21 protein-coding genes and 2 pseudogenes are annotated in these 22915 nt (G+C 66.7%); 9 read left to right on the top strand and 14 right to left on the bottom strand.

The genetic code is table 11. From position 1 onward, the window contains the following. Positions 1–184: 184 nt before the first annotated feature. From IE267_RS31475 to IE267_RS31495, 6 genes and pseudogenes are all read right to left on the bottom strand, one after another. Positions 185–946 (bottom strand): SMODS-associated NUDIX domain-containing protein, encoded by a 762-nt coding sequence (locus IE267_RS31475; RefSeq protein ID WP_229861521.1) that lies wholly within the window; start codon positions 944–946, stop codon positions 185–187. Positions 947–988: 42 nt separating this feature from the next. Then, positions 989–2485: an RNA-directed DNA polymerase gene (locus tag IE267_RS31480; protein ID WP_229861522.1), complete on the bottom strand. Its 1497-nt coding sequence runs from the start codon at positions 2483–2485 to the stop codon at positions 989–991. A gap of 74 nt (positions 2486–2559) precedes the next feature. After that, positions 2560–2871 (bottom strand): annotated as a pseudogene (locus IE267_RS39815) (IS1380 family transposase); the annotation flags it as partial. 216 nt (positions 2872–3087) lie between these two features. Then, complete coding sequence (locus IE267_RS31485; protein WP_189765516.1) at positions 3088–4422, bottom strand: SMODS domain-containing nucleotidyltransferase; 1335 nt, start codon at positions 4420–4422, stop codon at positions 3088–3090. Beyond that, on the bottom strand, positions 4419–5570 hold the full coding sequence (locus IE267_RS31490; protein WP_229861523.1) for an HNH endonuclease: 1152 nt from the start codon (positions 5568–5570) through the stop codon (positions 4419–4421). Before IE267_RS31490 ends, IE267_RS31485 begins: the two co-directional genes overlap by 4 nt. 606 nt (positions 5571–6176) lie before the next feature. Continuing rightward, positions 6177–6872, bottom strand: coding sequence for an RNA polymerase sigma factor (locus IE267_RS31495; protein WP_189765518.1), 696 nt, complete (start codon positions 6870–6872; stop codon positions 6177–6179). Between the two features lie 276 nt (positions 6873–7148). Between IE267_RS31495 and IE267_RS31500 the strand changes: the two genes are divergently transcribed. From IE267_RS31500 to IE267_RS31510, 3 genes are all read left to right on the top strand, one after another. Beyond that, positions 7149–7580, top strand: a complete 432-nt coding sequence (locus IE267_RS31500) for a helix-turn-helix domain-containing protein (RefSeq protein ID WP_161248435.1) — start codon at positions 7149–7151, stop codon at positions 7578–7580. 22 nt (positions 7581–7602) lie between these two features. After that, complete coding sequence (locus tag IE267_RS31505; protein WP_167158150.1) at positions 7603–8190, top strand: hypothetical protein; 588 nt, start codon at positions 7603–7605, stop codon at positions 8188–8190. Between the two features lie 127 nt (positions 8191–8317). Then, a complete protein-coding gene (locus tag IE267_RS31510) occupies positions 8318–8662 on the top strand; it encodes a DUF2516 family protein (RefSeq protein WP_161248439.1) in 345 nt (114 codons plus the stop codon). Positions 8663–8684: 22 nt separating this feature from the next. On the opposite strand, the gene IE267_RS31515 is transcribed toward IE267_RS31510, so the two are convergent. The 3 genes from IE267_RS31515 to IE267_RS31525 form a co-directional block, all read right to left on the bottom strand. Beyond that, entirely contained in the window at positions 8685–9944 is a 1260-nt protein-coding gene (locus IE267_RS31515; protein WP_167158149.1) for a PP2C family protein-serine/threonine phosphatase, read from the bottom strand. Positions 9945–10277: 333 nt separating this feature from the next. Then, positions 10278–11348: a C40 family peptidase gene (locus IE267_RS31520; protein ID WP_229861524.1), complete on the bottom strand. Its 1071-nt coding sequence runs from the start codon at positions 11346–11348 to the stop codon at positions 10278–10280. Between the two features lie 279 nt (positions 11349–11627). Then, positions 11628–12425 (bottom strand): class I SAM-dependent methyltransferase, encoded by a 798-nt coding sequence (locus IE267_RS31525; protein ID WP_189765519.1) that lies wholly within the window; start codon positions 12423–12425, stop codon positions 11628–11630. Positions 12426–12630: 205 nt separating this feature from the next. Between IE267_RS31525 and mshA the strand changes: the two genes are divergently transcribed. Beyond that, a complete protein-coding gene (mshA, locus tag IE267_RS31530; RefSeq protein WP_167158147.1) occupies positions 12631–13971 on the top strand; it encodes a D-inositol-3-phosphate glycosyltransferase in 1341 nt (446 codons plus the stop codon). A 56-nt stretch (positions 13972–14027) separates the two neighbouring features. After that, on the top strand, positions 14028–14516 hold the full coding sequence (locus IE267_RS31535; RefSeq protein WP_161248447.1) for a type III secretion system chaperone family protein: 489 nt from the start codon (positions 14028–14030) through the stop codon (positions 14514–14516). A gap of 10 nt (positions 14517–14526) precedes the next feature. Here IE267_RS31535 and IE267_RS31540 read toward each other — a convergent pair whose 3' ends face one another. After that, the gene (locus IE267_RS31540; RefSeq protein WP_189765520.1) at positions 14527–15837 is read right to left on the bottom strand and encodes an MDR family MFS transporter; all 1311 of its coding nucleotides are present in this window, start codon (positions 15835–15837) and stop codon (positions 14527–14529) included. A gap of 218 nt (positions 15838–16055) precedes the next feature. Here IE267_RS31540 and IE267_RS31545 point away from each other — a divergent pair, with 218 nt between their 5' ends. Beyond that, complete coding sequence (locus IE267_RS31545; protein WP_161248451.1) at positions 16056–16814, top strand: phosphoglyceromutase; 759 nt, start codon at positions 16056–16058, stop codon at positions 16812–16814. A 715-nt stretch (positions 16815–17529) separates the two neighbouring features. Here IE267_RS31545 and IE267_RS40505 read toward each other — a convergent pair. Beyond that, positions 17530–18025, bottom strand: a pseudogene (locus IE267_RS40505) (site-specific integrase); the annotation flags it as partial. A gap of 159 nt (positions 18026–18184) precedes the next feature. Here IE267_RS40505 and IE267_RS31555 point away from each other — a divergent pair. Next, entirely contained in the window at positions 18185–18598 is a 414-nt protein-coding gene (locus tag IE267_RS31555) for a hypothetical protein (RefSeq protein WP_189765522.1), read from the top strand. Positions 18599–18619: 21 nt separating this feature from the next. Here IE267_RS31555 and IE267_RS39825 read toward each other — a convergent pair whose 3' ends face one another. From IE267_RS39825 to phoU, 3 genes are all read right to left on the bottom strand, one after another. Next, positions 18620–19657, bottom strand: a complete 1038-nt coding sequence (locus IE267_RS39825; RefSeq protein ID WP_229861525.1) for an HNH endonuclease — start codon at positions 19655–19657, stop codon at positions 18620–18622. Positions 19658–19770: 113 nt separating this feature from the next. Beyond that, a complete protein-coding gene (locus IE267_RS31565; RefSeq protein ID WP_189765523.1) occupies positions 19771–19920 on the bottom strand; it encodes a hypothetical protein in 150 nt (49 codons plus the stop codon). A 124-nt stretch (positions 19921–20044) separates the two neighbouring features. Beyond that, positions 20045–20722: a phosphate signaling complex protein PhoU gene (gene phoU, locus IE267_RS31570; RefSeq protein ID WP_161248455.1), complete on the bottom strand. Its 678-nt coding sequence runs from the start codon at positions 20720–20722 to the stop codon at positions 20045–20047. Positions 20723–20922: 200 nt separating this feature from the next. On the opposite strand from phoU, the gene phoR reads away from it, so the two are divergent. Further along, complete coding sequence (phoR, locus tag IE267_RS31575) at positions 20923–22233, top strand: two-component system sensor histidine kinase PhoR (protein WP_167158119.1); 1311 nt, start codon at positions 20923–20925, stop codon at positions 22231–22233. Between the two features lie 5 nt (positions 22234–22238). Further along, entirely contained in the window at positions 22239–22910 is a 672-nt protein-coding gene (phoP, locus tag IE267_RS31580) for a two-component system response regulator PhoP (RefSeq protein ID WP_465270246.1), read from the top strand. Positions 22911–22915: the final 5 nt, after the last annotated feature.

The raw sequence follows: 22915 nt of genomic DNA on the forward strand, positions 1-22915 counted from the left end.
AGCGCGCTTACCGGTCCTGCAGCCGGCGCATGGGCTCCCTCCGCATGCGAGGAGTGCAAAGTATCCACACCCTGTCCTTCGGAGCCCGTATGTCCAGGCTAGACAAGCCTGGACATCCCAGTCTCAGAAGATACTTTCGCGTTTCCGCTCAAAATCTGGTCGCCACCGCAAGTGAAACGCTGGGTTAGAGTAGTTTTTGAGAGTGCGCAGCGACCGGAAGTGTTGTGCCGTCAGGGAGGACACCACGTCGGCGAATAGAGTCCGCGGAAACCCAAGCAACGTCGGCGTGCGGTGTCTCTATTAGTCGACGCAAGTGGGTTTCTTGATCTGCAGTAGGGAGCAGCTCGTAGATATCTGCGATCAATATTTCCCATGATTGCGCATGCTCGCTAAATCTAATCTTCGCTACGTCACGCCTGACATAGTCCTGAAAAGTAAATGGGAAAACCTCGGCTGGCAAGATCCCTGGATCGATTAGTTCCTCGTGAAACTCTCTCCAGGGTGAGTCTTCGCGACCTGCTCGGGAATCAAACCACGAATAAAACCTGGGAATCTTTGAGCCTTTAAATCGCACCCGCAGGTCGTCGCTGCTGGCGGCGTCTATAGGGATCAAAGAGTCATCCTGTGCGCCAATGGATACCAGAAATTGCTTGCCGGATTCTGAAACCTTATAGACGCCTCCGACCGGCTGTAGTTGAGAGAAGCGTCGACCTTTGATCAGTAGATACTTACCATCGATCTTGATTCTGAATAGGTAGGCTGCCGAGATTCTCACATCTTTATTTCCGTACCGCACCGAGTACCAGAGATGGCGCAAGTTCAGACGGTTTGTCAATATGCTGTCCAGAAGCGGAATCATCAAGCTGATTACCGCTCCGCTAGCGATGCTTCCTACCGCCTTACCGTTGTATGAAAAAGTCGCGGCAAGGGAAGCGATGAAGAGCACGGCGTAAACGAGAAGTCTGCTCATTGGCGTCAGAAGTCCAATCTAGAACTTAGGGAGCGGAATCGTTGACGGGTACTGCAGGCGCGATAGGTATCGAGCAGTCCATTTCAGCATGGTTGGATGGCTGCTCAGCCGCTTCAGGAGCCCTCTAGGCATGTAGTCGGCCTCATACATGGCCACAAGAAGGGCTCTTCTTACGTCAATGTCGTACTCGCCCTCGTACTCCATTTTCAAAAGCTGTCCGTCGTTGGAGGCGCCCAGTAGACCTATGTATCTCGCGGCGAACTCGCGCGGGTAGCTAGTTCGGTTTCTATCTCTAACTATTCTCCACGCCCACGAAAGCAACACTGGAGAGCGGATTCCGCCACGCATCGAGGTCTCAAATATGTTGCGCTCCAACAGGGGGTAGTCGACGGTCGGAACGCTCTCCAGTAGGCCCTCTAGGAGTTGCTTAAGTTCATCTTCTTTACCCTTCACGCTTTCCATGTAACGGAGGATGCGCGGCGAAATGTGATGCCACTCCTTCAGGTTGCCCACGGCCCAGGTGAATGCGAAATCGTCACTCCTTTTACCTAGGTAGGGGAGTGATAGCTTGATGTTACGCTCGTTTTCCGGGCTTTCGGTAATGGCATCTCTGAAGAATAGGCGCAACTGATTTATCGCGTCTGGCTTGCGTAGGGTAAGGTCGTACAGAATTCCGTCGCTGCGACTGTCGTCGAGATGTGCTTCAGCCTCACTCCGCGCATAGATTCTCGTCTTGTTGGCTGACATGTTGAGTCTGCGCGCTCTAAGCGCTCGATTTACGTGCTGCAGTATCGAGCGTAGGCGTTCCTCGTTGACATCAAAGAGGTAGATATCGTCAGAGTAGCGAAGGAAATCTATGTTGAACTGCTGAATAAAGTTGTCAATCGGGAGCAGATAGGCATTGGCAAGTATCCCTGATGCGGCGGATCCCTGCGGAAGCCCCCAAGTGTGACATTGGCTCTCGAATCCTTCCAAGAAGCTGTGTATTTTTGTTGCGACGGAGCTGGGGACCCCGGCTGATGTCAGATCCATGAGTAGCGCCCCGATATCTATGTGCTCATAGAAAGACGCTATGTCGGTCTGTGCCATTACGAGTTTTTTGTTGTGGGAAAGAACGCGTCGAGCTTCGGTTCGCATGGCTTTCCAGTCCCAGGAGGAGTGAACCGCCAACTTTTTAGAACGATGGTTATAGACTGCTTTTGAGAGGAGGGGATCGATGAACTCAGAAGCTTCAAATGCCAGGGCCTCGTAAATGAGTCGATCCTGGACTGAAAGTCGGGCCAATGGTCGAGTTGCCAAGTAATTTTTGGGATGCTCAACTAGGCTTATGGAAGCTGGCGTGTAGTCGCATTGATCGAGGAAATCAAGAATTTCGGAACGATATTCGCCCCAAAAGGGTTGCAGGTCTCGAAAGTTAATTACGTCGGGAAGATCAAGGCGTCCTTGGCCACTCCATAGCCTGCCAGCTGCTCGGTTCACGAAGCGACTGCGGGTCTCGTTTCCTCTCACAGTCATCAGCCTACGTGCGCTCGGGGGATGAGCGCAGTTGCTTGCTTTGGCCGACCTCGCTGGCAGTGCTTCGGCAGTTAGGCCAGGGCGAGTTGGGTGGTAGCGATGTGGTCGGCTGTCGTGTTGAAGCCCGGGTTTCGGGCATGAGGAGAGCGGCGAGGGGCTCACCGGGTATAGCTCGGTCCGTGGTCGAGGAAGGCCATCAGCGAGTGATGCGCGCAGGTGTTATCCCAGGTCGCGGCTGCTTCCTCCTTGTCGGAGTGAGCTGTCATGGAGACGCCGTTGAGATCGACTACGACCTGGCCTTCGGCGTCGGGGGCGTTTTTGCCGGCCAACGACCAGGCGCGAGCACGGACTTCGGCCGGAGGTGATCGGATGGCCTGCAGGGCCTCGCACGATTCGAGACTCCCACGTCGGCGCCAAGCTCATCAGCGACATCAACGAGGCCTCACAGGACGGCAAGTGGTGTCCCCAGCCGCAGCGCAGAACCGCCGCAGTCGGGAAGAGTGGCGCTGCGGGCGTCTGGCCGGGGTGATCTTCCAGAGTTCTCTAGTCGTTGGGCAGGTAGATAGCCGGAGCTGGCCGAGTTACGCATCCCGATTCTTAGCTCAGCTGATGACGACGTCGTGGTGATCGGTGGCTAGGACCCGACCGTTCTTGACGATGTAGACCTCCACATAATGTTGGCCTTTCCAAGAAGTCGACTCCTTGCGGGTTCTGCTTCGGTTCTCATCGAGAATGATCTCGCCTCGGAGTTGATCAAGCGCGGTGGCTTCGGGACCGCGGTTCCTGACCTTCCAATAGAGGTCGTACGGTTCCGGTACGTCGGTTGTGATGGTGAAGCGCAGACTCTGAAGGACGCTCACTCGTCGGAGGCGACGCAGGGGCCCGTGACGAAAGCCGCTCTTCGGGAGCACCTGGGCGTTGATCCGTACCTTGTATCCTCCTCGCCAGCTGAAACCAAACTCTTCGATGTACTGCTCATGTGGGGCACGGGTCTCGCGAGTTGGTTGAATGCTCGCAGATGCTGTCAGGGACTTCTGTTCCGAGCTGGGTTGTTGAAACGAGTTACCGAAGACACGCTGCCACGCTGCAAGACTTAGCGCTTTATCTTCCTTATCATAGGCCTCGGCCACCCATGAGCTATACAGGTTGATCTTCTTGCGGAAGTTCTCGTATTGTTCCTGGTTCCAGCGATGGTTGAACGTCGTCTCGGGGCAACTCGGGTCGGCAAGGGGCGGCATGAGCGGGTACAGGTCTAGCCAAGCGCTCAGGTCGGCCAGAATTGTCTTGAGAGCTGTGGGAGTGTCGCTGTAGCGCGTAGCTTCGTGCCAGGCTTGGATGCGTTCGCCGAGCAGAGTCGTGAGAATGACAGACGGTACACTGAAGGTCTGCTTGAAATCTCGGATGTACTTCAGCAGTCTGATGACGCGACGCAGTTGTCCGTTGGCCAGACTGTCTTTCTCTTTCATCCAGTCGGTGAATCCTTGAGGGTTGGTATCCTCGAATTCATTCTCGGCGTAGTTGACGATGACTTCGCGGCCGTCCGACAGAGTGATGTAGGGCACCACGTCGACGTGGCAATCGCCCGCGTAGACGATGCGGCAGCACCGGTTCTTCTTGGCGACCTTCGACTTGTAGGTGGTGGACCGCTTGAACGCAGCCCGGACCTCCCGCAAGTAGTCTTTGGGCTTCCAGTCCTCCACCTCATCCATGTGAAGGAGAAAATCTGCGTCAAACTCGTGATTGTTGAATGGCTTGATGATGGTGCGGTGAGCCCAAGACCCCTGCGGGATGTGCGTCTTGTAGAGGTCGCCGATCTGGCTGTCGGACTTCAGGGTCGATGTAATCGCGTTCACACGGTCGTTGAGTTGATCGAGGCGTGTCTGGTTGAGGTTCACAGTGTCTGCAAGGAATGCACTGAAGTAGGCCAGCAGTTTCATGAGATCTCCAGCGCGACTGTGTAGCGGCCGTCAGTCCGGTCGTAGATGGCCATCTTCGGGTGCACATGAGTGTCATGGACTCGTCCCAAAGCTACGGCTGCCGAAACCGGGGCTGCGGCCAGAACGTGCAGGGTCTGCATGTGCTTGTGCTGGGCTTCCAAGGAGGAGAGCATCGAGCGCAGCGAGTTTGTGAATTTGCTCAGCGTTTCGAGGGAGTCGATTACATCGACTGAGGGCACCTTGTCAGCAGGGTTGATTACCCAGCGCGGTAGTTCCTTTAGATGCTCGGGAAGTTCGTCTGCTTGGATGGACCCGGAGACGTTGAGGACCAGGACCCCCTCCTCGGCGCCCTGTGGGAGGTTCCGCGGTGGAGTGGTGGTGAAGCTGGTGCTAGGCGCCGGGTTGTCGGGCCAGTTCCATGCCTCTGTGCTGCGGTGACGTTGATAGATGGTCACGGCAAAGGTGTCGTCGAGGCGAGAGCCGAAGTAGACGAGCAATGGCAGACGCGCGAAGCCGAAGGCGCTGACGTGGTGTACGGCGTCCTCGCGCAGTGCCTCAGCGAGCCGATGCTCAAGGATTCGATCGATCTGCCGCTTGCATTGCTCCCAGTAGGCCGGCTCGCCCTCCTCCTCTCCGATCACGTTACGGAGGTCGATTTCGAAGCCGTCACCGTGCAGGCTCAATGGAAAGTCCGGGAACCGCTCCTCTGAGCGGATCACCGCCTCGGCGGCTGTCGGCTTGGTCAGCTCAACCTCGTAGCCACGTACCGGTCCGATCAACCGGATCACCGCGGTTCCATTCTGAGGACTGAGACCAGTCATGCGCCGGATCCAAGCCTCGCGCTCGCGCTTGATCGCCCGCAAGCGCTCCACCGTCATGAGGTCGAGTGACCCCCTGCGGTCGATCTCATTGTGCTCACCTCGACACAGAAGCATCAGGTTGTCAGCGAGGTCCCGCTTGTCTTCTGGGAGCGGGTCCATGCCTCGCGGAGAGCCAGGTGCTATGTCTCGGCCCACGATGTGGGCTAGTTCTCCGAGGGTGAAGTCCTTGTACGTGAGCTTGCCTTCGAGCAGGTAGTTGCCGCAGAACTCACAGCGCCCCCCGGCGCGGACCCAAACTTTCAAGCGTTCTGTGTCAGAGATGGCCATACGCCCTCTTCTCGCGCATCTTCCCATCGAAGATGGAAGTGCTTACAGAGAAGCACGCGCCACTGACAGTTGGGGCCGTCAGTGTGATCACTCATCGACGGACGGCTGTACGCCACCCGGGCCGAGCTGTCCGAGCGGGTCGGGTACGAGTCAGCGGCAACCCCGACGAGGAGTTCCCCCCCCCCCCGGCAGACCAGGCCAGGCTGCTCGGGATCGACATCAGCGCGATCGCCACTACCGCGAAACCCACCGCCCGACTGGCCCGCCCACGTGCGAACCGAGGAGCTGGAGAGCGGCTGGGCGCGCGAGTACCTCACCCGGTGCCAACTGTGGGAGTACGCCGACTCCGGCCTGCGGGCTGGAGTGGCCAGCCGCCCGCCGGCGCCGGACCCTCGGGTCGCCCTGGCCGCCGAACCCGGCCGGAAGCGGGGAGACCGCCGCCGTCCTCGCCGAGCGTCACGGCGGAGGCCTCAGCATCTGGAAACGAATCGTCACCCAGGCCCGCAGGCAGCGCTGTCCCGCCGCCAGCGACGTGATGGCCAGCATGCACCCGACCCGGCGCGTGGTGACCATCACTGCGTACGGGGAGGGCGGCTCGCCGGGTCACTAGAACAACCAGTGACTGATCACCCGGACGACCTCGGCGAGGGCCGTGAAGAAGCGGATGTACTCGAAGGCCGGGCGCATCTTCTCCAGCCCACGCCGGGTGCTCTGGGTGACCGTCCCCTTGGCGACGCCGTAGTCGTCCGCCACGCTCTGGGCGGTCTCACCGAGTGCCTTGTGCTCGTACAGGTACCGACGTTCCTTCTCCGGGAGCTTGGCCAGTTCCTCCTCCAGAAGGATCCGGTCGACCAGCGCGTCGATCGGATCCTCCGTGGCCTCCTCGATCTCCGCGAGGTCGGCGGGAGTCTCCTTCCGCTCCAGGGGGTAACGCCTCCAGGCCGTTCTCTTGGCCACCTGGTACATGGCACGCTCGGGCTTCTTCAGCTTCTCGCGCTTCTCCCACAGGACGGCCATGGTCTCCGCCGCGACCTCGTCTACGGCCCTCTCGCGCTGCTCGAACGGCAGGTGACGCAGCGTTCCGCCGATGTACCTACGCAGGCGTCGGCTGTACAGGAGGTGGAACCGGTCGAACGGGCCCTGGTAGACCCAGCAGGGCTGGCACCACAGTGCTCGATCGGCGTACAGGCCGGTGGGCGAGTCTGCGCGGGCGTCACCGGCCGGGCCGGTCGGGAACACGACGGCCTGGCGGCTCGGTTCGTCGGAGCAGCCCAGGCAGTCCGGCATCTGATCCTCGTTCACGCGCTTCCCCTCGGAGCGGGGGCCGACCTCAGTCGTACGGCCCATCACCATGCTCGTGCGCGACGCGCGGCTTTTGGGCGACAACGAGATCTGTCGGCTTCTGCTCAAGCGGACGCCCAGTCCCGAAGATGACCGGCCGTACGCGGGGACTGGTGACAAGAATCCCTGGAAGATGACACCTATCGGGTGAAGTCACACGGATGCGGCGGAGTGGGACGGCGCACTTTTGCAAGCATCCGCTTGCAATAGTTAGCGCGATGGGTGCACCATCGGGGCATGGCATCGCTCAACGTCGGCAATCTCGGCGAGTATCTGCGCGAGCAGCGGCGCAACGCGCAGCTGTCGCTGCGGCAGCTCGCCGATGCCGCCGGGGTGTCCAATCCGTATCTGAGTCAGATCGAGCGCGGGCTGCGCAAGCCGAGCGCGGACATTCTGCAGCAGCTCGCGAAGGCGCTGCGGATCTCCGCCGAGACGCTGTACGTGCAGGCCGGCATTCTCGACGAGCGGTCCCCCGAGGCCGCTGGGACGCGGAGCGTCATTCTCGCCGACCCCTCGCTCAGCGAGCGTCAGAAGCAGGTTCTGCTCCAGATCTACGAGTCCTTCCGCAAGGAGAACGGGCTCGACGCCGACGAGACGGGCACCGAAGGCGCGGCCGACGGCAGCGGCGCCGACGGCAGCGATGCCGACCACCCTCAAGCGAGCAACTGAGCACTGATCCGGGAGGACAGTCATGGCCATCACCGATGACCTGCGCAAGACCCTCACCGACCCCACCCCCCTCTACTTCCTCGCCGGCACGGCGGACATCGCGGGGCAGCAGGCCAAGAAGGTTCCGGCGCTGATCGAGAAGATCCAGTCCGAGGCGCCCGAGCGCATCGAGGCCGTGCGCCGCACCGACCCCAAGGCCGTGCAGGAGAAGGCGACCGCGCGGGTCAAGGAGGTGCAGAGCGCCGTCACGACGCGGGCGGGCGAGCTCTTCGGCGCCCTCGACGGCGACCTGAAGAAGCTCGGTGAGAACGCCCAGGACCTGGCCCTGCGCGGCGTCGGCGTCCTCGCCGAGTACGCCGTCAAGGCGCGCGAGGGCTACGACTCCGTCGCCGAGCACGGCCAGGAGGTCGTCAAGCAGTGGCGCGGCGAGGCGGCCGACGAGATCGTCGAGATCGCCAGTGTCGTCGAGCCCGACGCCGAGCCGAAGGACGAGGCTCCGGCAGGCCAGGACGCGGCCACGGCCGACTCGGACGCCGACAAGCCCGCCGCCAAGAAGGCCGCCCCGCGCAAGGCCCCCGTGAAGAAGAGCACCGTCAAGTCCGCGGAGTAGATGTCCGCGGCGGCTCGGGCGCCGGTTTCGCGGGGCGGGCACCTTCGCGGTGTCCGCCCCGTTGAACCAGTACCTTGGCCGCGAGGCGCTCTCCACCCACTTCAGTACTGACTAGGCGGTGCACGGCATGTTGCTCTCGGGATTCAGCCTTTTCACTTCGCTGCTCTATCTCGCGATGCTCGTCATCGCCGTGGTGGCGCTGGTCTTCGCCGTGATCGCACGCGAGGACGCCTACCGGGCGGCCGAGAAGCAGACCAAGCCGTTCTGGCTGATCGTCCTCGGCATCACGGTCGTGGTGAACCTGTTCGTGCCGATGCTCTTCCTCCAGCTCGCCGGGCTCGTCGCCTCGATCGTGTTCATGGTGGACGTACGGCCCGCGATCCGGCAGGTCTCCGGCGGCGGTCGTGGCGGCCGCCGTGGCGGCGGCTCCAGCAGCGACGGTCCCTACGGGCCCTACAACGGCGGCCGGTAGGCGCGGGCGGGCAGCTCCCTCATCAGGCGCGGCGGCCGTCCCGGTCGCCGCGTTTGCGTTCCAGGAGGACCACCGCCACGTCGTCCGTCAGCTCGCCTCCGTTGAGTTCGCGCGCCCGGGTCACCGCCGCTTCGAGCAGTGACTCGCCGCGCAGGCCGGACGCCAGCTGACTGTTGATCATCTCCACCATGCCGTCCTGGCCGAGCCGCTGCCCGCTGCCCTCGCCGGTGCGGCCCTCGATCAGGCCGTCGGTGTACATCAACAGGCCCCATTCCCGGCCGAGTTGAACCTGGCGGCGCGACCAGCGGGCGCGCGGCAGCAGGCCGAGGGCCGGTCCTCCGTTCTCGTACGGCAGCAGTTGCGCCCGGCCGTCGAGGGCGATCAGCGGGGCGGGGTGGCCGGCCAGGCACAGGCCGGCGCTGCGGCCGTCGGGCGCGATGTCGACCGTGCACAGCGTCGCGAATATCTCCTCGCTGTCCCGCTCGTGCTCCAGGACCTCCTGCAGGGTGGAGAGCAGGTCGTCCCCGCACAGCCCCGCGAGCGTCAACGCCCGCCAGGCGATGCGGAGTTCGACCCCGAGGGCCGCCTCGTCGGGGCCGTGGCCGCAGACGTCGCCGATCATCGCGTGGACGGTTCCGTCGGGTGTGCGCACCGTGTCGTAGAAGTCGCCGCCGAGCAGCGCCCGGGAGCGGCCGGGGCGGTAGCGGGCGGCGAAGCGCAGGTCCGAGCCTTCGAGCAGCGGCGTCGGCAGGAGGCCGCGCTCCAGCCGGGCGTTCTCCTGGGCGCGCAGCTTCGACTCGGCCAGCTTGTACTGGGCGGTGTCCGCGCGCTTGCGCTCCACCGCGTACCGGATGGCACGGCTCAGGAGCCTGCCGTCCAGCTCGTCCCGGAACAGGTAGTCCTGCGCGCCGACCCGGACCGCCTCCGCCGCCCGCTCCGCGTGCCCGGACGGGGTGAGGGCCAGTACGGCGTGGCGCGGCGCGAGGAGGAGCAGATGGCGCAGGGCCGCCAGCTCGTCGTCGGGGTCGCGGCCCGGCAGCGCCAGATCGAGCAGGATGCAGTGGATGTCGTCGGTGAGCAGCCGCTCGGCCTCGGTGAGGTTGCGGGCGGTACGGATGCGGACCCGGGTGCCCGCCGCGTCGAGCAGCTCGTGCACGGTGAAGGTGCCCGCCGGGTCGTCCTCGATGACCAGCAGGTTGAGCGGGCCGTCGCCGGCGCTGCCCGGCGCGGCCTGAGGGGCGGCTCGCTGGTGCGGTACGGGTACGTGCTGGGATGCGGGCATCGTCGGTTCCGGGATCCTTCCCTCCCCCCGAGGGCGCGGGGGAGCGCCGGTCGGCGCCCCACCAGCCGGGACCCTAGCGTCATCCACGGGGGTGGCGGAATGGCGTTGGGTGGTTCATCACGTCCGACCGGATGGCATATGCCACATGCCTTATTTGTCCGGGCCTCAGGAAGTTGCGCCGTGCCCCTGCCGACGGGTCGGCGTGCCCCGGGTCCCGGTGCCCGGGTGTCCGTGCCGGATATCCGTGCCCGGATGTCCGGGTCGGCCGCGGGGCGTGCCCGTGCCCCCCTCGCCGCGCCGCCGCTGCCCGGCCGTACCGTCCTCGGTGTGCCGCTACTTGTCCGGCCGCACGACGCCGAGTATCGGCATGGACCCCGCCCCGGTGATCGTCACGGTCCGGCCCGGGCGGGGGGAGTGCACGATCGCGCCGTCGCCGATGTACATCCCGACGTGGGTGGCGTCGGCGAAGTAAATGACGAGGTCACCCGGGCGCATGTCCTTGATCGCGACGTGCGGCAGCTGGGCCCACTGCTCCTGCGATGTGCGCGGGATGGGGTGACCGGCCGCGAGCCAGGCCTGTGAGGTGAGCCCCGAGCAGTCGAAGGTGTCGGGACCCGCCGCGCCCCAGATGTACTTCTTGCCGATCTGGTCCGTGGCGAACTTCACGGCCTTCTTGCCCTGCTCGCTCGCGCTGCTGTTGATGTCCTTCAGGACGCCCGTGCTCAGCCAGGCCGTCTGCGAGTCGAACTCCTTCTTGCGCTCCAACTCGGCCAGGCGCTCGCGCTCCTGCTCCTTGAGCTGGGACTGGAGCTTCTCCGCCGCCGCGATCTTCTCCGTTATGTCCTTCTTCGCGGCTTCCTTCTTGACCCGGTTGGCCTCCAGGTTCTTCCACTGGGCGGTGGCGTCCGCGCTGTAGGCCGCCAAGTCGGCCTGGGTCCTGTCCAGTTCAGCGAGCAGACCCTGGGCCGCCTGCTGGCCCTGCCGCAGGGAGTCGGCACCGTCCAGGAAGGCCTCGGGGTCGCCGCTGAGCATCATCTGCGCGCCGGGCGGCAGGCCGCCGTTGCGGTACTGCATCCGCGCGGTGGCGCCGGCCTGGTCCTTCAGGCGCTTGATCTTCTCCTGGCCCTTCACGATCTCCTGGGCCAACTGCACGATCTGCGCGGACTGTTGCTTGGTCTTCTCCTCGGCGAGGTTGTACGCGTCGGTGGCCACGGCCGCCTGGCGGTACAGGCCGTCGATCTCCTTGCTCACCTCGTCGAGCGTCTTGGGCGCGCCCTGCGTCGTGGTCGACGGCGTCGGTGCCGGGTCGGCGAACGCCGTGCCCGGCGCGGCCAAAGCGGTCAGGGCGCACACCAAGGCGATCGCGGTCGCCAGACGGCGCTTCTTCGGCACCTTGTTCGGCACTGAGAACTCCCCCTCCAGTCAACTCCGGCCCCACACCGGAACACCGGGCACCCGCATGTGATTTACCGTCAGTAACATCACACCGATGCCCGCGATGCTGCCACGCCCCCGGTCAAAACGACAGGGGCGCAGAGGCACCGGACGAGGCTCGTCCCCTTGCGCGCACCGCCGCCCGGCTCCCTTCCGTCTGACGAACCCCGGGCTCCACGCGTTCCGCGGGCCACGGGAGTTCACTCGTAAGACGACAGCGACAGCCGGCCGCTTCGCGCCGCGCGGGCCTCAACGGGGCGCCAGCGCCGACCAGTCGACCGTCACCTCGCCCTGTCGCCAGCGCCGGGGGCCGTCCACGACCGGCCAGTCGCCCGCCAGGCCTCGTACGGAGGCGATCCAGCGCTGGCGCGCGCCGAGCGAGGCGTACGGGGCCGCCGCCGCCCACGCCCGGTCGAAGTCGCGCAGGAAGGCGTGCACCGGCTCACCCGGCACATTGCGGTGGATCAGCGCCTTGGGTAGCCGCTCGGCCAGGTCGGAGGGGCGCTCCAGGGAGCCGAGCCGGGTCGCGAAGGTCACCGTGCGGGGGCCCGAGGGGCCGAGCGCGATCCACACGTGGCGGCGCCCGATCTCGTCGCAGGTGCCCTCGACGAGCAGTCCGCCGGGTGCGAGCCGCGCGCACAGGCGGGCCCAGACCGCGGCGACCTCGGCCTCGTCGTACTGACGCAGCACGTTCGCCGCGCGGATCAGCAGCGGCGGCTCGGGCAGCGGGACCTCGAAGCCGCCGTGCCGGAAGGCGAGGCCCTCGCGCTCGTACGGCTTGGCGGCGGCGACCCGGGCGGGCTCGATCTCGATGCCCACCACCGAGACGGCGGGGGCCGCGGTACGCAGGCGCTGGAGCAGTTCCACCGCGGTCCAGGGGGCGGCCCCGTACCCGAGGTCGACGGCGACCGGGGCCGTCGCGCGGCGCAGCGCCGCCCCGTGCGCGTCCGCGATCCAGCGGTCCATGCGGCGCAGCCGGTTCGGGTTGGTGGTGCCGCGGGTGACGGTGCCGACGGGGCGTTTCGCGGGCGGGGCGGGTGGAGCCATGGGACGAGGGTAGGCGGCGCAAGCCGGTGACCGGCCGGTTCGGGCGGCGCAAGCGGCGCCCCGGCGGGTCCGGCAACATTTTGGCAAAGTGGAAATGAAAGGGCGGGTTCCGGTGTTCGGGGCTTTGGAAGGGCGTCCCCCGTGCCCGTCCCGCATGCCCGATCCGCGTCCCAAGGCAGTGCCCCGAGCCGAGGAGGCCCTCGACGTGAGCCAGTACGTGTCCCGGTTCGCCGGCACCCTGGCGGGGCCGCCCAGGCTCCGGCTGCCCGGCGGTCACCGCAAGCCCCGGCGGGTCGCCATGCTCAGCGTCCACACCTCCCCGCTGCACCAGCCGGGCACGGGCGACGCCGGTGGCATGAACGTGTACATCGTGGAGCTCGCCAAGCGCCTGGCCGCGATCAACATCGAGGTCGAGATCTTCACCCGGGCCACCACGGGCGGGCTCGCTCCCGCCGTGGAGATGTCGCCCGGGGTGCTCGTGCGGCACATCGACGCGGGGCCCTACGAGGGACTGGCCAAGGAGGAGCTGCCCGCACAGCTCTGTGCGTTCACGCACGGAGTGATGCAGGCCTGGGCGCGCCACCGGCCCGGCTACTACGACCTGGTCCACTCCCACTACTGGCTCTCCGGGCACGTGGGCTGGCTCGCGGCCCAGCGCTGGGGCGTGCCCCTGGTGCACGCCATGCACACCATGGCCAAGGTCAAGAACGCGGCGCTCGCCGAGGGCGACACCCCCGAGCCGGCCGCGCGGGTCATCGGCGAGACGCAGATCGTGAACGCGGCGGACCGTCTGATCGCCAACACCGCCGAGGAGGCCGACGAACTCGTCCGCTTCTACGACGCCGAGCCCGGCAAGGTCGCCGTCGTCCACCCCGGGGTGAACCTCGACCGCTTCCGCCCGGCGGACGGCCGCACCGCCGCGCGCGACCGGCTCGGGCTGCCGCGGGACGCCTTCGTTCCGCTCTTCGCGGGCCGCATACAGCCCCTGAAGGCGCCGGACATCCTGCTGCGCGCGGCTGCCGAGCTCCTGGACCGGGACCCCTCGCTGCGCTCGCGGATGATCGTGCCGATCGTGGGCGGGCCGTCCGGGAGCGGCCTGGCCAAGCCGGAGGGCCTGCAGAAGCTGGCGGCCAAGCTCGGCGTCGGTGACGTCGTACGGTTCAGGCCGCCGGTCGGCCAGGACCGGCTCGCGGACTGGTTCCGGGCGGCGTCCGTCCTGGTCATGCCGTCGTACAGCGAATCGTTCGGCCTGGTCGCCATCGAGGCGCAGGCCGCCGGGACACCGGTGGTCGCGGCGTCGGTCGGCGGGCTTCCGGTGGCGGTACGGGACGGCTCGACGGGCTTCCTCGTCCAGGGCCACGACCCCAAGGACTACGCGACCGCCCTGTACCGCTTCGTCGAGGAACCGGCGCTGGTGGAGCGCATGGGCGGCGCGGCCGCCCGGCACGCGCAGTCCTTCGGCTGGGGGACGGCGGCGGCGGCCACGGCGGACGTGTACACGGCGGCGATGCACGAGCACCGGCGGCGGGTCCGCGCGCACGGCTGAGCTGCCCCGGTCCGGGCCGGGCCCGGGGCCCGGGGGGCTTCGCGTAGGCTCGCGGCATGGCTGACGTGCGGCAGGTCATCGAAGCGGCGCTCAAGGACGCGGAGCTCTCGTGGGAGTCTCCGGAACCGGGCGCGTACGTGGTCACGCTGCCCGGCACGCGCAAGCTCTCCACGACCTGCTCGCTGCGGGTCGGGCGGCACTCCCTCTCCGTGAACGCGTTCGTGGTGCGCCACCCCGACGAGAACGAGCCGGCCGTGCATCGCTGGCTCCTGGAGCGCAACCTCCGTCTGTACGGGGTGAGTTACGCGGTCGACCGCCTCGGGGACGTCTACCTGGCGGGGAAGGTCCCGCTCTCCTCGGTGACGCCGGAGGAACTCGACCGGCTGCTCGGGGTCGTCCTGGAGGAGGCGGACGGTTCCTTCAACACCCTGCTCGAAATGGGGTTCGCGTCCGCCATCCGGCGGGAGTACGCGTGGCGGGTCTCGCGGGGCGAGTCCACGCGGAACCTCGCGGCGTTCGGGCGGGTCACGGGGGAGGCGGGGTAGAGCAGGGGTTCTACACCCCCGAGTCCGCCCGCGCCTCGACGTCCGCCGCCACCGGGGACGGCACCCCCGCAGGCGACGGAACCCCGGCCGGGGACGGCACCGCCACGGTGGCCGGGCCCTCCGCCGGCAGGCCTCGCATCAGCCCCCAGTACCCCGCCGCCGCCACCATGCCCAGGACCGCGCACGTCCCCCACAGCCAGCCCGCCCCGAAGTGGTCGATGACGTAACCCGACAGGAGCGGGGCGACCAGCGCTGCCACGGACCAGGACATCGTGTAGACGCCCTGGTAGCGGCCTCGGCCGTGGGTGGGCGAGAGGCGGACCACCAGGCCCGTCTGGGTGGGGGCGTTGACGATCTCGGCCAGGGTCCAGACGCAGATCGTCAGGGCGTACACCGCGACCGAACCGGCGAACGCCGTCAGGCCGAAGCCGTAGCCCGCGAGCAGCGCCGAGGCGACCAGCAGGCGGCGCGGGTCGCGGTGCTGGATGTAGCGGGTGACGGGAATCTGGACCGCCACGATCAGGATGCCGTTGACCGCGATCGCCAGGCCGAAGTCCGCGCTCGAAAAACCGTCGGTGCCCATCGCGACGGGAAGCCCCACGTAACCCTGTTGGAAAATAAGGGAGATGAGGAACGACAGGCCCACCACGCCCATGAAGCGGCCGTCCCGCAGCACCGTACCGATGCCGACCTGAGGCTCCGTCACCTTCTCCTCGGCCGTGCGCTGCGGGCGCGACTCCGGCAGCTTCAGGAACACCACGATCGCGCAGACCAGGGTCAGCGTCGCCTCGCCGAGGAAGCCGGCCAGGTAGCTGTACTGCGCGATGAACCCCGCCGCCGCCGACGACACGGCGAACCCCAGGTTGATCGCCCAGTAGTTGAGGGAGAACGCCCGTACCCGGTCCTCGGGCCGCACGATGTCCGCCATCATCGCCTGCACCGCGGGCCGCGACGCGTTGCTCGCCATGCCGACAAGGAAGGCCACGCCCGCGATCGCCACCGGGTCCGTCATGAAGCCGAGCAGCGCGACGGAGAAGGCCGTCGCCGTCTGGGCGATGACGAGGGTGGGCCGACGCCCGAGGCGGTCGGTCATCACGCCGCCGCCGATCGAGGAGACGACCCCGCCGAGTCCGTGCAGGGAGGCCACAAGTCCCGCGTACGAGGCCGAATAGCCCCGGTCCAGGGTGAGGTAGAGCGCCATGAAGGTGGCGACGAAGGCCCCGAGCCGGTTGATCAGGGTGCTGGTCCACAGCCACCAGAACTCCCGGGGCAGCCCCGAGACGGTTTCTCGTGCGGCGAGTCTGAGACTGGCGACGGACATGTGGCTCCCCCGGAACTGTGGCAAGGCTGTGAGCGGCGGCACGGCGGGCGGCACCGCCACAAGGGGCACCGCTGTAAGTGCTGCAACCGATGTCCGCACGTTACAAGTGGCCCGGTTCCGGGGGCCAGTGAATTGACGGCGTCCGTCAATCGAGACGCCCCCGGGACCTTGGTCCCTGCGCGCGCGAGGGCCCCGGAACGTCGATTAGGCTCGGACGCATGGCCGACGCACCGTACAAGCTGATCCTGCTCCGCCACGGCGAGAGCGAGTGGAACGAGAAGAACCTGTTCACCGGGTGGGTGGACGTCAACCTCACGCCGAAGGGCGAGAAGGAGGCGGCGCGCGGCGGTGAGCTGCTCAAGGACGCCGGCCTGCTCCCCGACGTGCTGCACACCTCCCTCCAGAAGCGCGCCATCCGCACCGCCCAGCTCGCGCTGGAGTCCGCGGACCGCCACTGGATTCCGGTGCACCGCAGCTGGCGTCTGAACGAGCGCCACTACGGCGCGCTCCAGGGCAAGGACAAGGCGCAGACGCTCGCCGAGTTCGGCGAGGAGCAGTTCATGCTGTGGCGCCGCTCGTACGACACCCCGCCGCCGGCCCTTGAGGACGGCACGGAGTTCTCGCAGAGCGACGACGCCCGTTACGCGACGATCCCGCCGGAGCTGCGCCCGCAGACCGAGTGCCTCAAGGACGTCGTCACGCGCATGCTGCCGTACTGGTACGACGGCATCGTCCCGGACCTGCTCGACGGCAAGACCGTCCTGGTCGCCGCGCACGGCAACTCGCTGCGCGCGCTGGTCAAGCACCTCGACGGCATCTCCGACGCCGACATCGCGGGCCTGAACATCCCGACCGGCATCCCGCTCGTGTACGAGCTCGACGCCGACTTCAAGCCGGTCAAGCCGGGCGGCACCTACCTGGACCCGGACGCGGCCGCCGCCGCGATCGAGGCCGTCAAGAACCAGGGCAAGAAGTAACACCACACGGACTCAAGCCCCCCATCTGCATGTTTTGCACGTGGGGGGCTTGCCTATATCTGTGGGCCGTCTAGGGGCCGCGAACTGCGTACGGGGCGGTACGGCGACCCGTATGGCTGTACCCCTTTGAGTGTCAGACGTAACGGTATGCTTGTCGCGCTTCACCTGATCCTCCCTTGAACTCCGTGCTTGGCCACGCGAGTTCAGAGGCTCCGGCTCGAATTGGCGGGCCGGTTGGAGGAGAAGGGAGGTGGTAGGGATGCGTATCGAAAAGAGCAAGCTCCGCAGGCCATGGACCGGCGCCGAGAGGTGGCAGGTCTGGCTCGCGGGGGCGGGTCTAGTCGTAACAGTCGCTACCAGCGTGATGCAGTTCGCTCGATGAGCGGGTCACGCGCGAGAACGGTCGGAACCGGTAGCTGCGTATGCAGCGAGCCCGGTCTCTGGGAACGCGACCGGGCTCGTTGACTGCGGGAGGGGCCTGGATCTGGATTGCAGCCAGAACCGGGCCCTTCTTGCTGCCAGAACCTTCGAGCTACTGCTAGAAGATTCTGGCTTCTTCTAGAATCTTCTAGCTTCTTCCAGAAGATTCCACGAGTCCCAATCTCTCACGCGCGTACGCAGCTATCAACATCGTGAACTTGTGAGTCGTAGACGCAATGGCTCACGAAACGGGACGTCAACCTCTCCCATCTGCGCCGATAGAGGCCGGAGTGGTTCAGTTCTGTAGACAGAACGTCTCTGTGTCGAGCGATGCGACAGCCTTTCGAGTCCTCTCCCGACTCGTTGGCATCAGATGGGGGGACACGCGCAGTGTCAGTCCTGGGCCGGAGTGCCCCAGGTACTCGGCCAGTGCCTTCACGTTCTCCCCTGTACTGGGATGACACCGGCGTCCGCCAGAGCGGGCTTCCACTGCTCCGTGTTGAAGTCGCTCCGTCAGATGCGGTTCCCCATCGGGGTGAGGAGCAGCAGCTTCTTGGTGATGACCGGTCCGCCCACGGTCTTCGACGGCAAGCTGATGTCCACAAGAGGGAAGAGCTTCAGTGGACACGAAGAGCCTCCACGACGGGTGTAGGCAACGGAACGTACCTGAGCTTGCCGCCCTCGGGCGGTGCGAACACGGGCTTGCTCCTGCTCGGCTTGAGCTGGTGGACGATGTGCACGGTGTCGGTGTCGAAGTCCAGCGCGTCCACTGCGAGCCTCATGATCTCGCCCCCTGGGAGGTGGGGGCTCGTGTTCTACGTTCCGTGACGGCCGTCGCACCCTCGGGTCGCCGTCCTCCGGCTCCATGGATAGCCTCGAAAGGTGCATTTCGCCCGAAGTGGTGAACTGCGTCTCACCTGGGGGAGTCCGCCAAGACGGGAGTCCAGAACGTGAATACCACCCTGCGCAGCCGCTGTGTCCGTACCCTTGCCGCCGGTGCGCTGTCCGCCGCCCTGCTGACCGCCGGCGCGGCCGGTACCTTCGCCTCGGCCGCCGCGAGCCCCAAGCCGAGCCCCTCCGCGTCCAAGATGGCCGGCTCGATCACCATCAAGGCGTCGTCGACGTCGGTGAAGGCCGGCGACAAGGTGACCTTCACGGGCCGCACCAAGGGCCTGCCCATAGGCACCAAGGTCGTGCTCCAGCACAAGAAGGGCAGCAAGTGGACGACCCTGCAGGCGAGCACGCTGGTCAAGCAGGGCAGCAGCTACTCCCTCGAGGCCAAGCTCAACGACAAGGGCAAGCAGGACCTGCGCATCAAGTACGACGAGGTCGTCTCGCCGACGGTCACCGTCACCGTGAAGTGACCCCGGGCCGAGAGCTGTCAGTTATGGCACCGGCCACACCCCTGTCCAAGGATGATCGGCGGACAGGGGTGAGCCGGTCCCGTGCTTCCGGGCGATGCGGCGTTTGGCGATGTGGTAGGCCCATGCGTGCGTAGCGACCTTCTTCTCCACGCCGAAGTGTTTGCCGGTAGCTGCGTCGAGGACTTGGTGGTACTCGTGCAGCAGGTCCCAGGACGTCGCGTCGAAGTCGGCGTCCGACCACCCGTACAGGTACTGAAGTTCGAACCGCACGGCGGCCAGGAACTCCTCCTCGCTTCGGTCCTGCATCTCCGTCCGCCCCCCGTGCTCGCGCACCCATTCCTTGATGTCCGCAGACGCCTCTTCCCACTTGCTGCCCGAGTCTCGTATCTCCGCGTAATCCACCCAGGCCCAGAAGGCCTCTGCGTCGGCGATGTCCGGCGCCTGCTTGTGGTGGTCGGCGCAGAGCAGCGCGAAGTTGCGGACGTCCATCGAGCCGCCGAGCGACAGCGGCACCACATGGGCACGCTCCGCAGGCTTGCGCCAGCAGACCAGGCAGTTGTCCTCCATGTCGAGGTACTGGGATATGGCCTTGAGGCTCGGCGCTGTCCTGCGGTCGGACGCCGTGGTCTCGCGCGGCCGAAGGGGGAGCAGGTCAACGTCGTACCAGAACCCCGCGTCGTCCGCCGGGTACTCGATGCGGAGTTCGTCCGGCAGGTCGTCGCGCTGTCTGCGGTTGTTCTCGATGGTGTGGAAGGGCGTAGTGACCTGCGTCAGGTAGGGGAGGAGGTACTTCAGCGTGAAGTTCTGGATGATCTCCAGGGCATCGTGGTCGAACCCGCCTGCGGCATTGCGGTGGCCCTGAACTCTGAGCAGTAAGTGACGCGGCTTGCCCGGCATCCGTCGCTGGGCGTTCTTGACCACCTCGAAGATGCGCCGGGCGCAGCGTTCGAAGTTCTCGTACACGGCCATGTCGTGATAGATCAGGATGGCCTTCTGGACGGCAGGTCGACGAACTCCGCCGGTCTGGTTCTTGCGCTTGCGCGGCTTCTTCATGGGCATGAAGAGATCTTCGCGTGCGGACCCCGGCGGCGAAGTGCGGGTCACGGTTTTCGGGCGATAGAAGGGCCCCGCCCGAAGCCGGGCGGGGCCCTTCACGTACCGGTCCCCGTGGGTCAGCCGCCGCACTGGCAGGGCGCGCCCGACTGGCAGCCGCAGCCGCAGCCGGAGCCGCAGCCGCAGGCGCCGATCAGGGGGAGCCGGACCACTTCGACAGGTGTGACGGGCGCTTCCTGGCGTGGTTCGGTCGTGGGTGATTCGGCCATGGGTCCCTCCCGGGGGTAGGCAGCCGCAACGAGCCTTCGCCCATTGCATGCCCACGGGAACGGGCGCGTCAACGGCGCATGTGCGCAAGGTTGTTGAGGGTGCTCCCCGGACGTGGGCCGGAGGTCAGGCCCCCTCGACCTGGGAGGCCTGCTGGAGCTCGTCGGCGTGCTCGCCCGTGACCAGGTAGACCACGCGCTTGGCGACCGACACCGCGTGGTCCGCGAAGCGCTCGTAGTAGCGGCCGAGCAGCGTCACGTCGACGGCCGTCTCGATGCCGTGCTTCCAGCGGTCGTCCATCAGGTGCTGGAACAGGGTGCGGTGCAGCAGGTCCATCTCGTCGTCGTCCTGCTCCAGCTGGAGGGCCAGGTCGACGTCCTTGGTGATGATGACCTCGGCCGCCTTGGCCATCAGGCGCTGCGCCAGCTGGCCCATCTCCAGGATGGTGGCGTGCAGGTCGTGCGGCACGGCACGCTCCGGATAGCGCAGCCGGGTCAGCTTCGCCACGTGCTGGGCGAGGTCGCCCGAGCGCTCCAGGTCGGCGCTCATGCGCAGGGAGGTCACCACGATCCGCAGATCGGTGGCGACGGGCTGCTGGCGGGCCAGCAGCGCTATCGCGCGGGCCTCCAGATCGTGCTGGAGATCGTCGACCTTCTGGTCGGCCGCGATCACGCTCTCGGCGAGCTTGAGGTCGGCGTCGAGCATGGCCGTGGTGGCGCGCCCGATCGCCGACCCGACAAGGCGGGCCATTTCGACCAGGCCCTCGCCGATCGAGTCCAGTTCCTCGTGGTACGCGTCCCGCATGGGTGTCCCTCTCTACAACGGTCTCCGGGGGGCCGGGGGTGCCTGTGACCCCCACGCTCCCACGGTCCGTCCCCTACGCGTCCGATTCGGCCATAGGAAGTGAACCGTCCCTATCACCTCGGTGAACTCTGGGCGACGAACGTTCGAGCGGCCACCCATTTGGCTGGGAGAGTGTCGGTGTCCCCGCATAACCTGGGTGCATGGACGTGAACGCGGCGGTCGCCGCATTGGCAGCGATCGCCGGGGTGTGCACCGGCGTGATCGCCATGCTGGCGTTCCGCTGGAGCGAGCGCGATCAGGCGCGGCCCACGCGGACATCCCTGCACACCGACGCCGTACTGCCCCCGGGCGTGGACACGGTCCTCTCCGTGCTGCGCTCCTCCGCGGTCGTCCTCGACGAGAGCGACTCGGTGGTCAAGGCGAGCTCGGCGGCGTACGCGCTCGGCCTGGTCAGGGGCGGCAAGCTGGCCGTCGAGCCCATGCTGCACATGGCCCGCGACACCCGGCGCGACGGCGAGATACGGCAGGTCGAGCTCGACCTGCCCCGGCGCGGCACCGGCCGCGGCGAGGCCCTCGCGGTCTCCGCCCGGGTCGCCCCGCTCGGCTCCCGGCTCGTGCTGCTCCTGGTGGAGGACCTCACCGAGGCCCGCCGCATCGAGGCCGTACGGCGTGACTTCGTGGCCAACGTCAGCCATGAGCTCAAGACCCCGACCGGGGCGCTCTCGCTGCTCTCCGAGGCCGTCATGGACGCCTCGGACGACCCGGAGGCGGTCACCCGCTTCGCCGGCCGCATGCAGATCGAGGCGACCCGGCTCACCAACCTGGTCCAGGAGCTCATCGACCTCTCCCGGGTCCAGAACGACGACCCCCTGGAGGATGCCGAGCCGGTCCGCGTCGACGAGCTCGTCGCCGAGGCCATAGACCGCTCCCGGCACACCGCGTCCACCAAGCAGATCACCATGGCCGCGGGCGGCACCGCCGACCTGTACGTGTGGGGCAACCGCGGCCAGCTCGCCGCCGCCCTCGGCAACCTCGTCGAGAACGCGGTGAACTACTCGCCGGCCAGGACCAGGGTCGGCATCGCCGGGCGGCGCATCGCGGCGCCCGGCGGTGGGGGCACCTCCCAGGCTTTCGGCCCTGGGGGACTGATCGAGATCGCCGTGACCGACCAGGGCATCGGGATCTCCGAGAAGGACCGCGAGCGCATCTTCGAGCGCTTCTACCGGGTGGACCCGGCCCGCTCGCGTGCCACCGGAGGCACCGGCCTGGGCCTCGCCATCGTCAAGCACGTGGCCGCCTCGCACGGCGGGGAGGTCACGGTGTGGAGCTCCGAGGGACAGGGCTCCACCTTCACCCTGCGGCTGCCGGAAGCCGGCGCCGTCCGCGACCGCGCCTCGGCCGGGCGCGGTCCGGTCACGACCGACGAGGACGACGACGTCCCCTACGAGACCTTCAGTTCCGCTGTGCCTCATTCACCAGCCATAGTTCCTGCCCCGGAGGTCCTTCCGTGACCCGAGTGCTCGTCGTCGAGGATGAGGAATCCTTCAGCGACGCCCTGTCCTACATGCTCCGCAAGGAGGGCTTCGAGGTCGCGGTGGCGGCCACCGGGCCCGACGGCCTGGACGAGTTCGAGCGCAACGGCGCCGACCTGGTCCTGCTGGACCTGATGCTGCCCGGCCTGCCCGGCACCGAGGTCTGCCGTCAGCTGCGCGGGCGCTCCAACGTCCCGGTCATCATGGTGACGGCGAAGGACAGCGAGATCGACAAGGTCGTGGGCCTGGAAATAGGGGCCGACGACTACGTCACCAAGCCGTTCTCCTCGCGCGAGCTGGTGGCCCGCATCCGCGCGGTGCTGCGCCGCCGCGGCGAGCCCGAGGAGGTCACCCCGGCCGCCCTGGAGGCGGGCCCGGTCCGCATGGACGTCGACCGGCACGTGGTCACCGTCTCCGGCGGCAAGGTCGACCTGCCGCTGAAGGAGTTCGACCTCCTGGAGATGCTGCTGCGCAACGCGGGCCGTGTGCTGACGCGTATGCAGCTCATCGACCGGGTGTGGGGTGCGGACTACGTCGGTGACACCAAGACGCTCGACGTCCACGTCAAGCGCCTGCGCGCCAAGATCGAGCCGGACCCGGGCGCCCCGCGCTACCTGGTGACGGTCCGCGGCCTCGGCTACAAGTTCGAGCCGTAGGCCGA

Source organism: Streptomyces xanthochromogenes (assembly GCF_014650455.1).
GTDB classification, from domain to species: Bacteria; Actinomycetota; Actinomycetes; order Streptomycetales; family Streptomycetaceae; genus Streptomyces; species Streptomyces xanthochromogenes.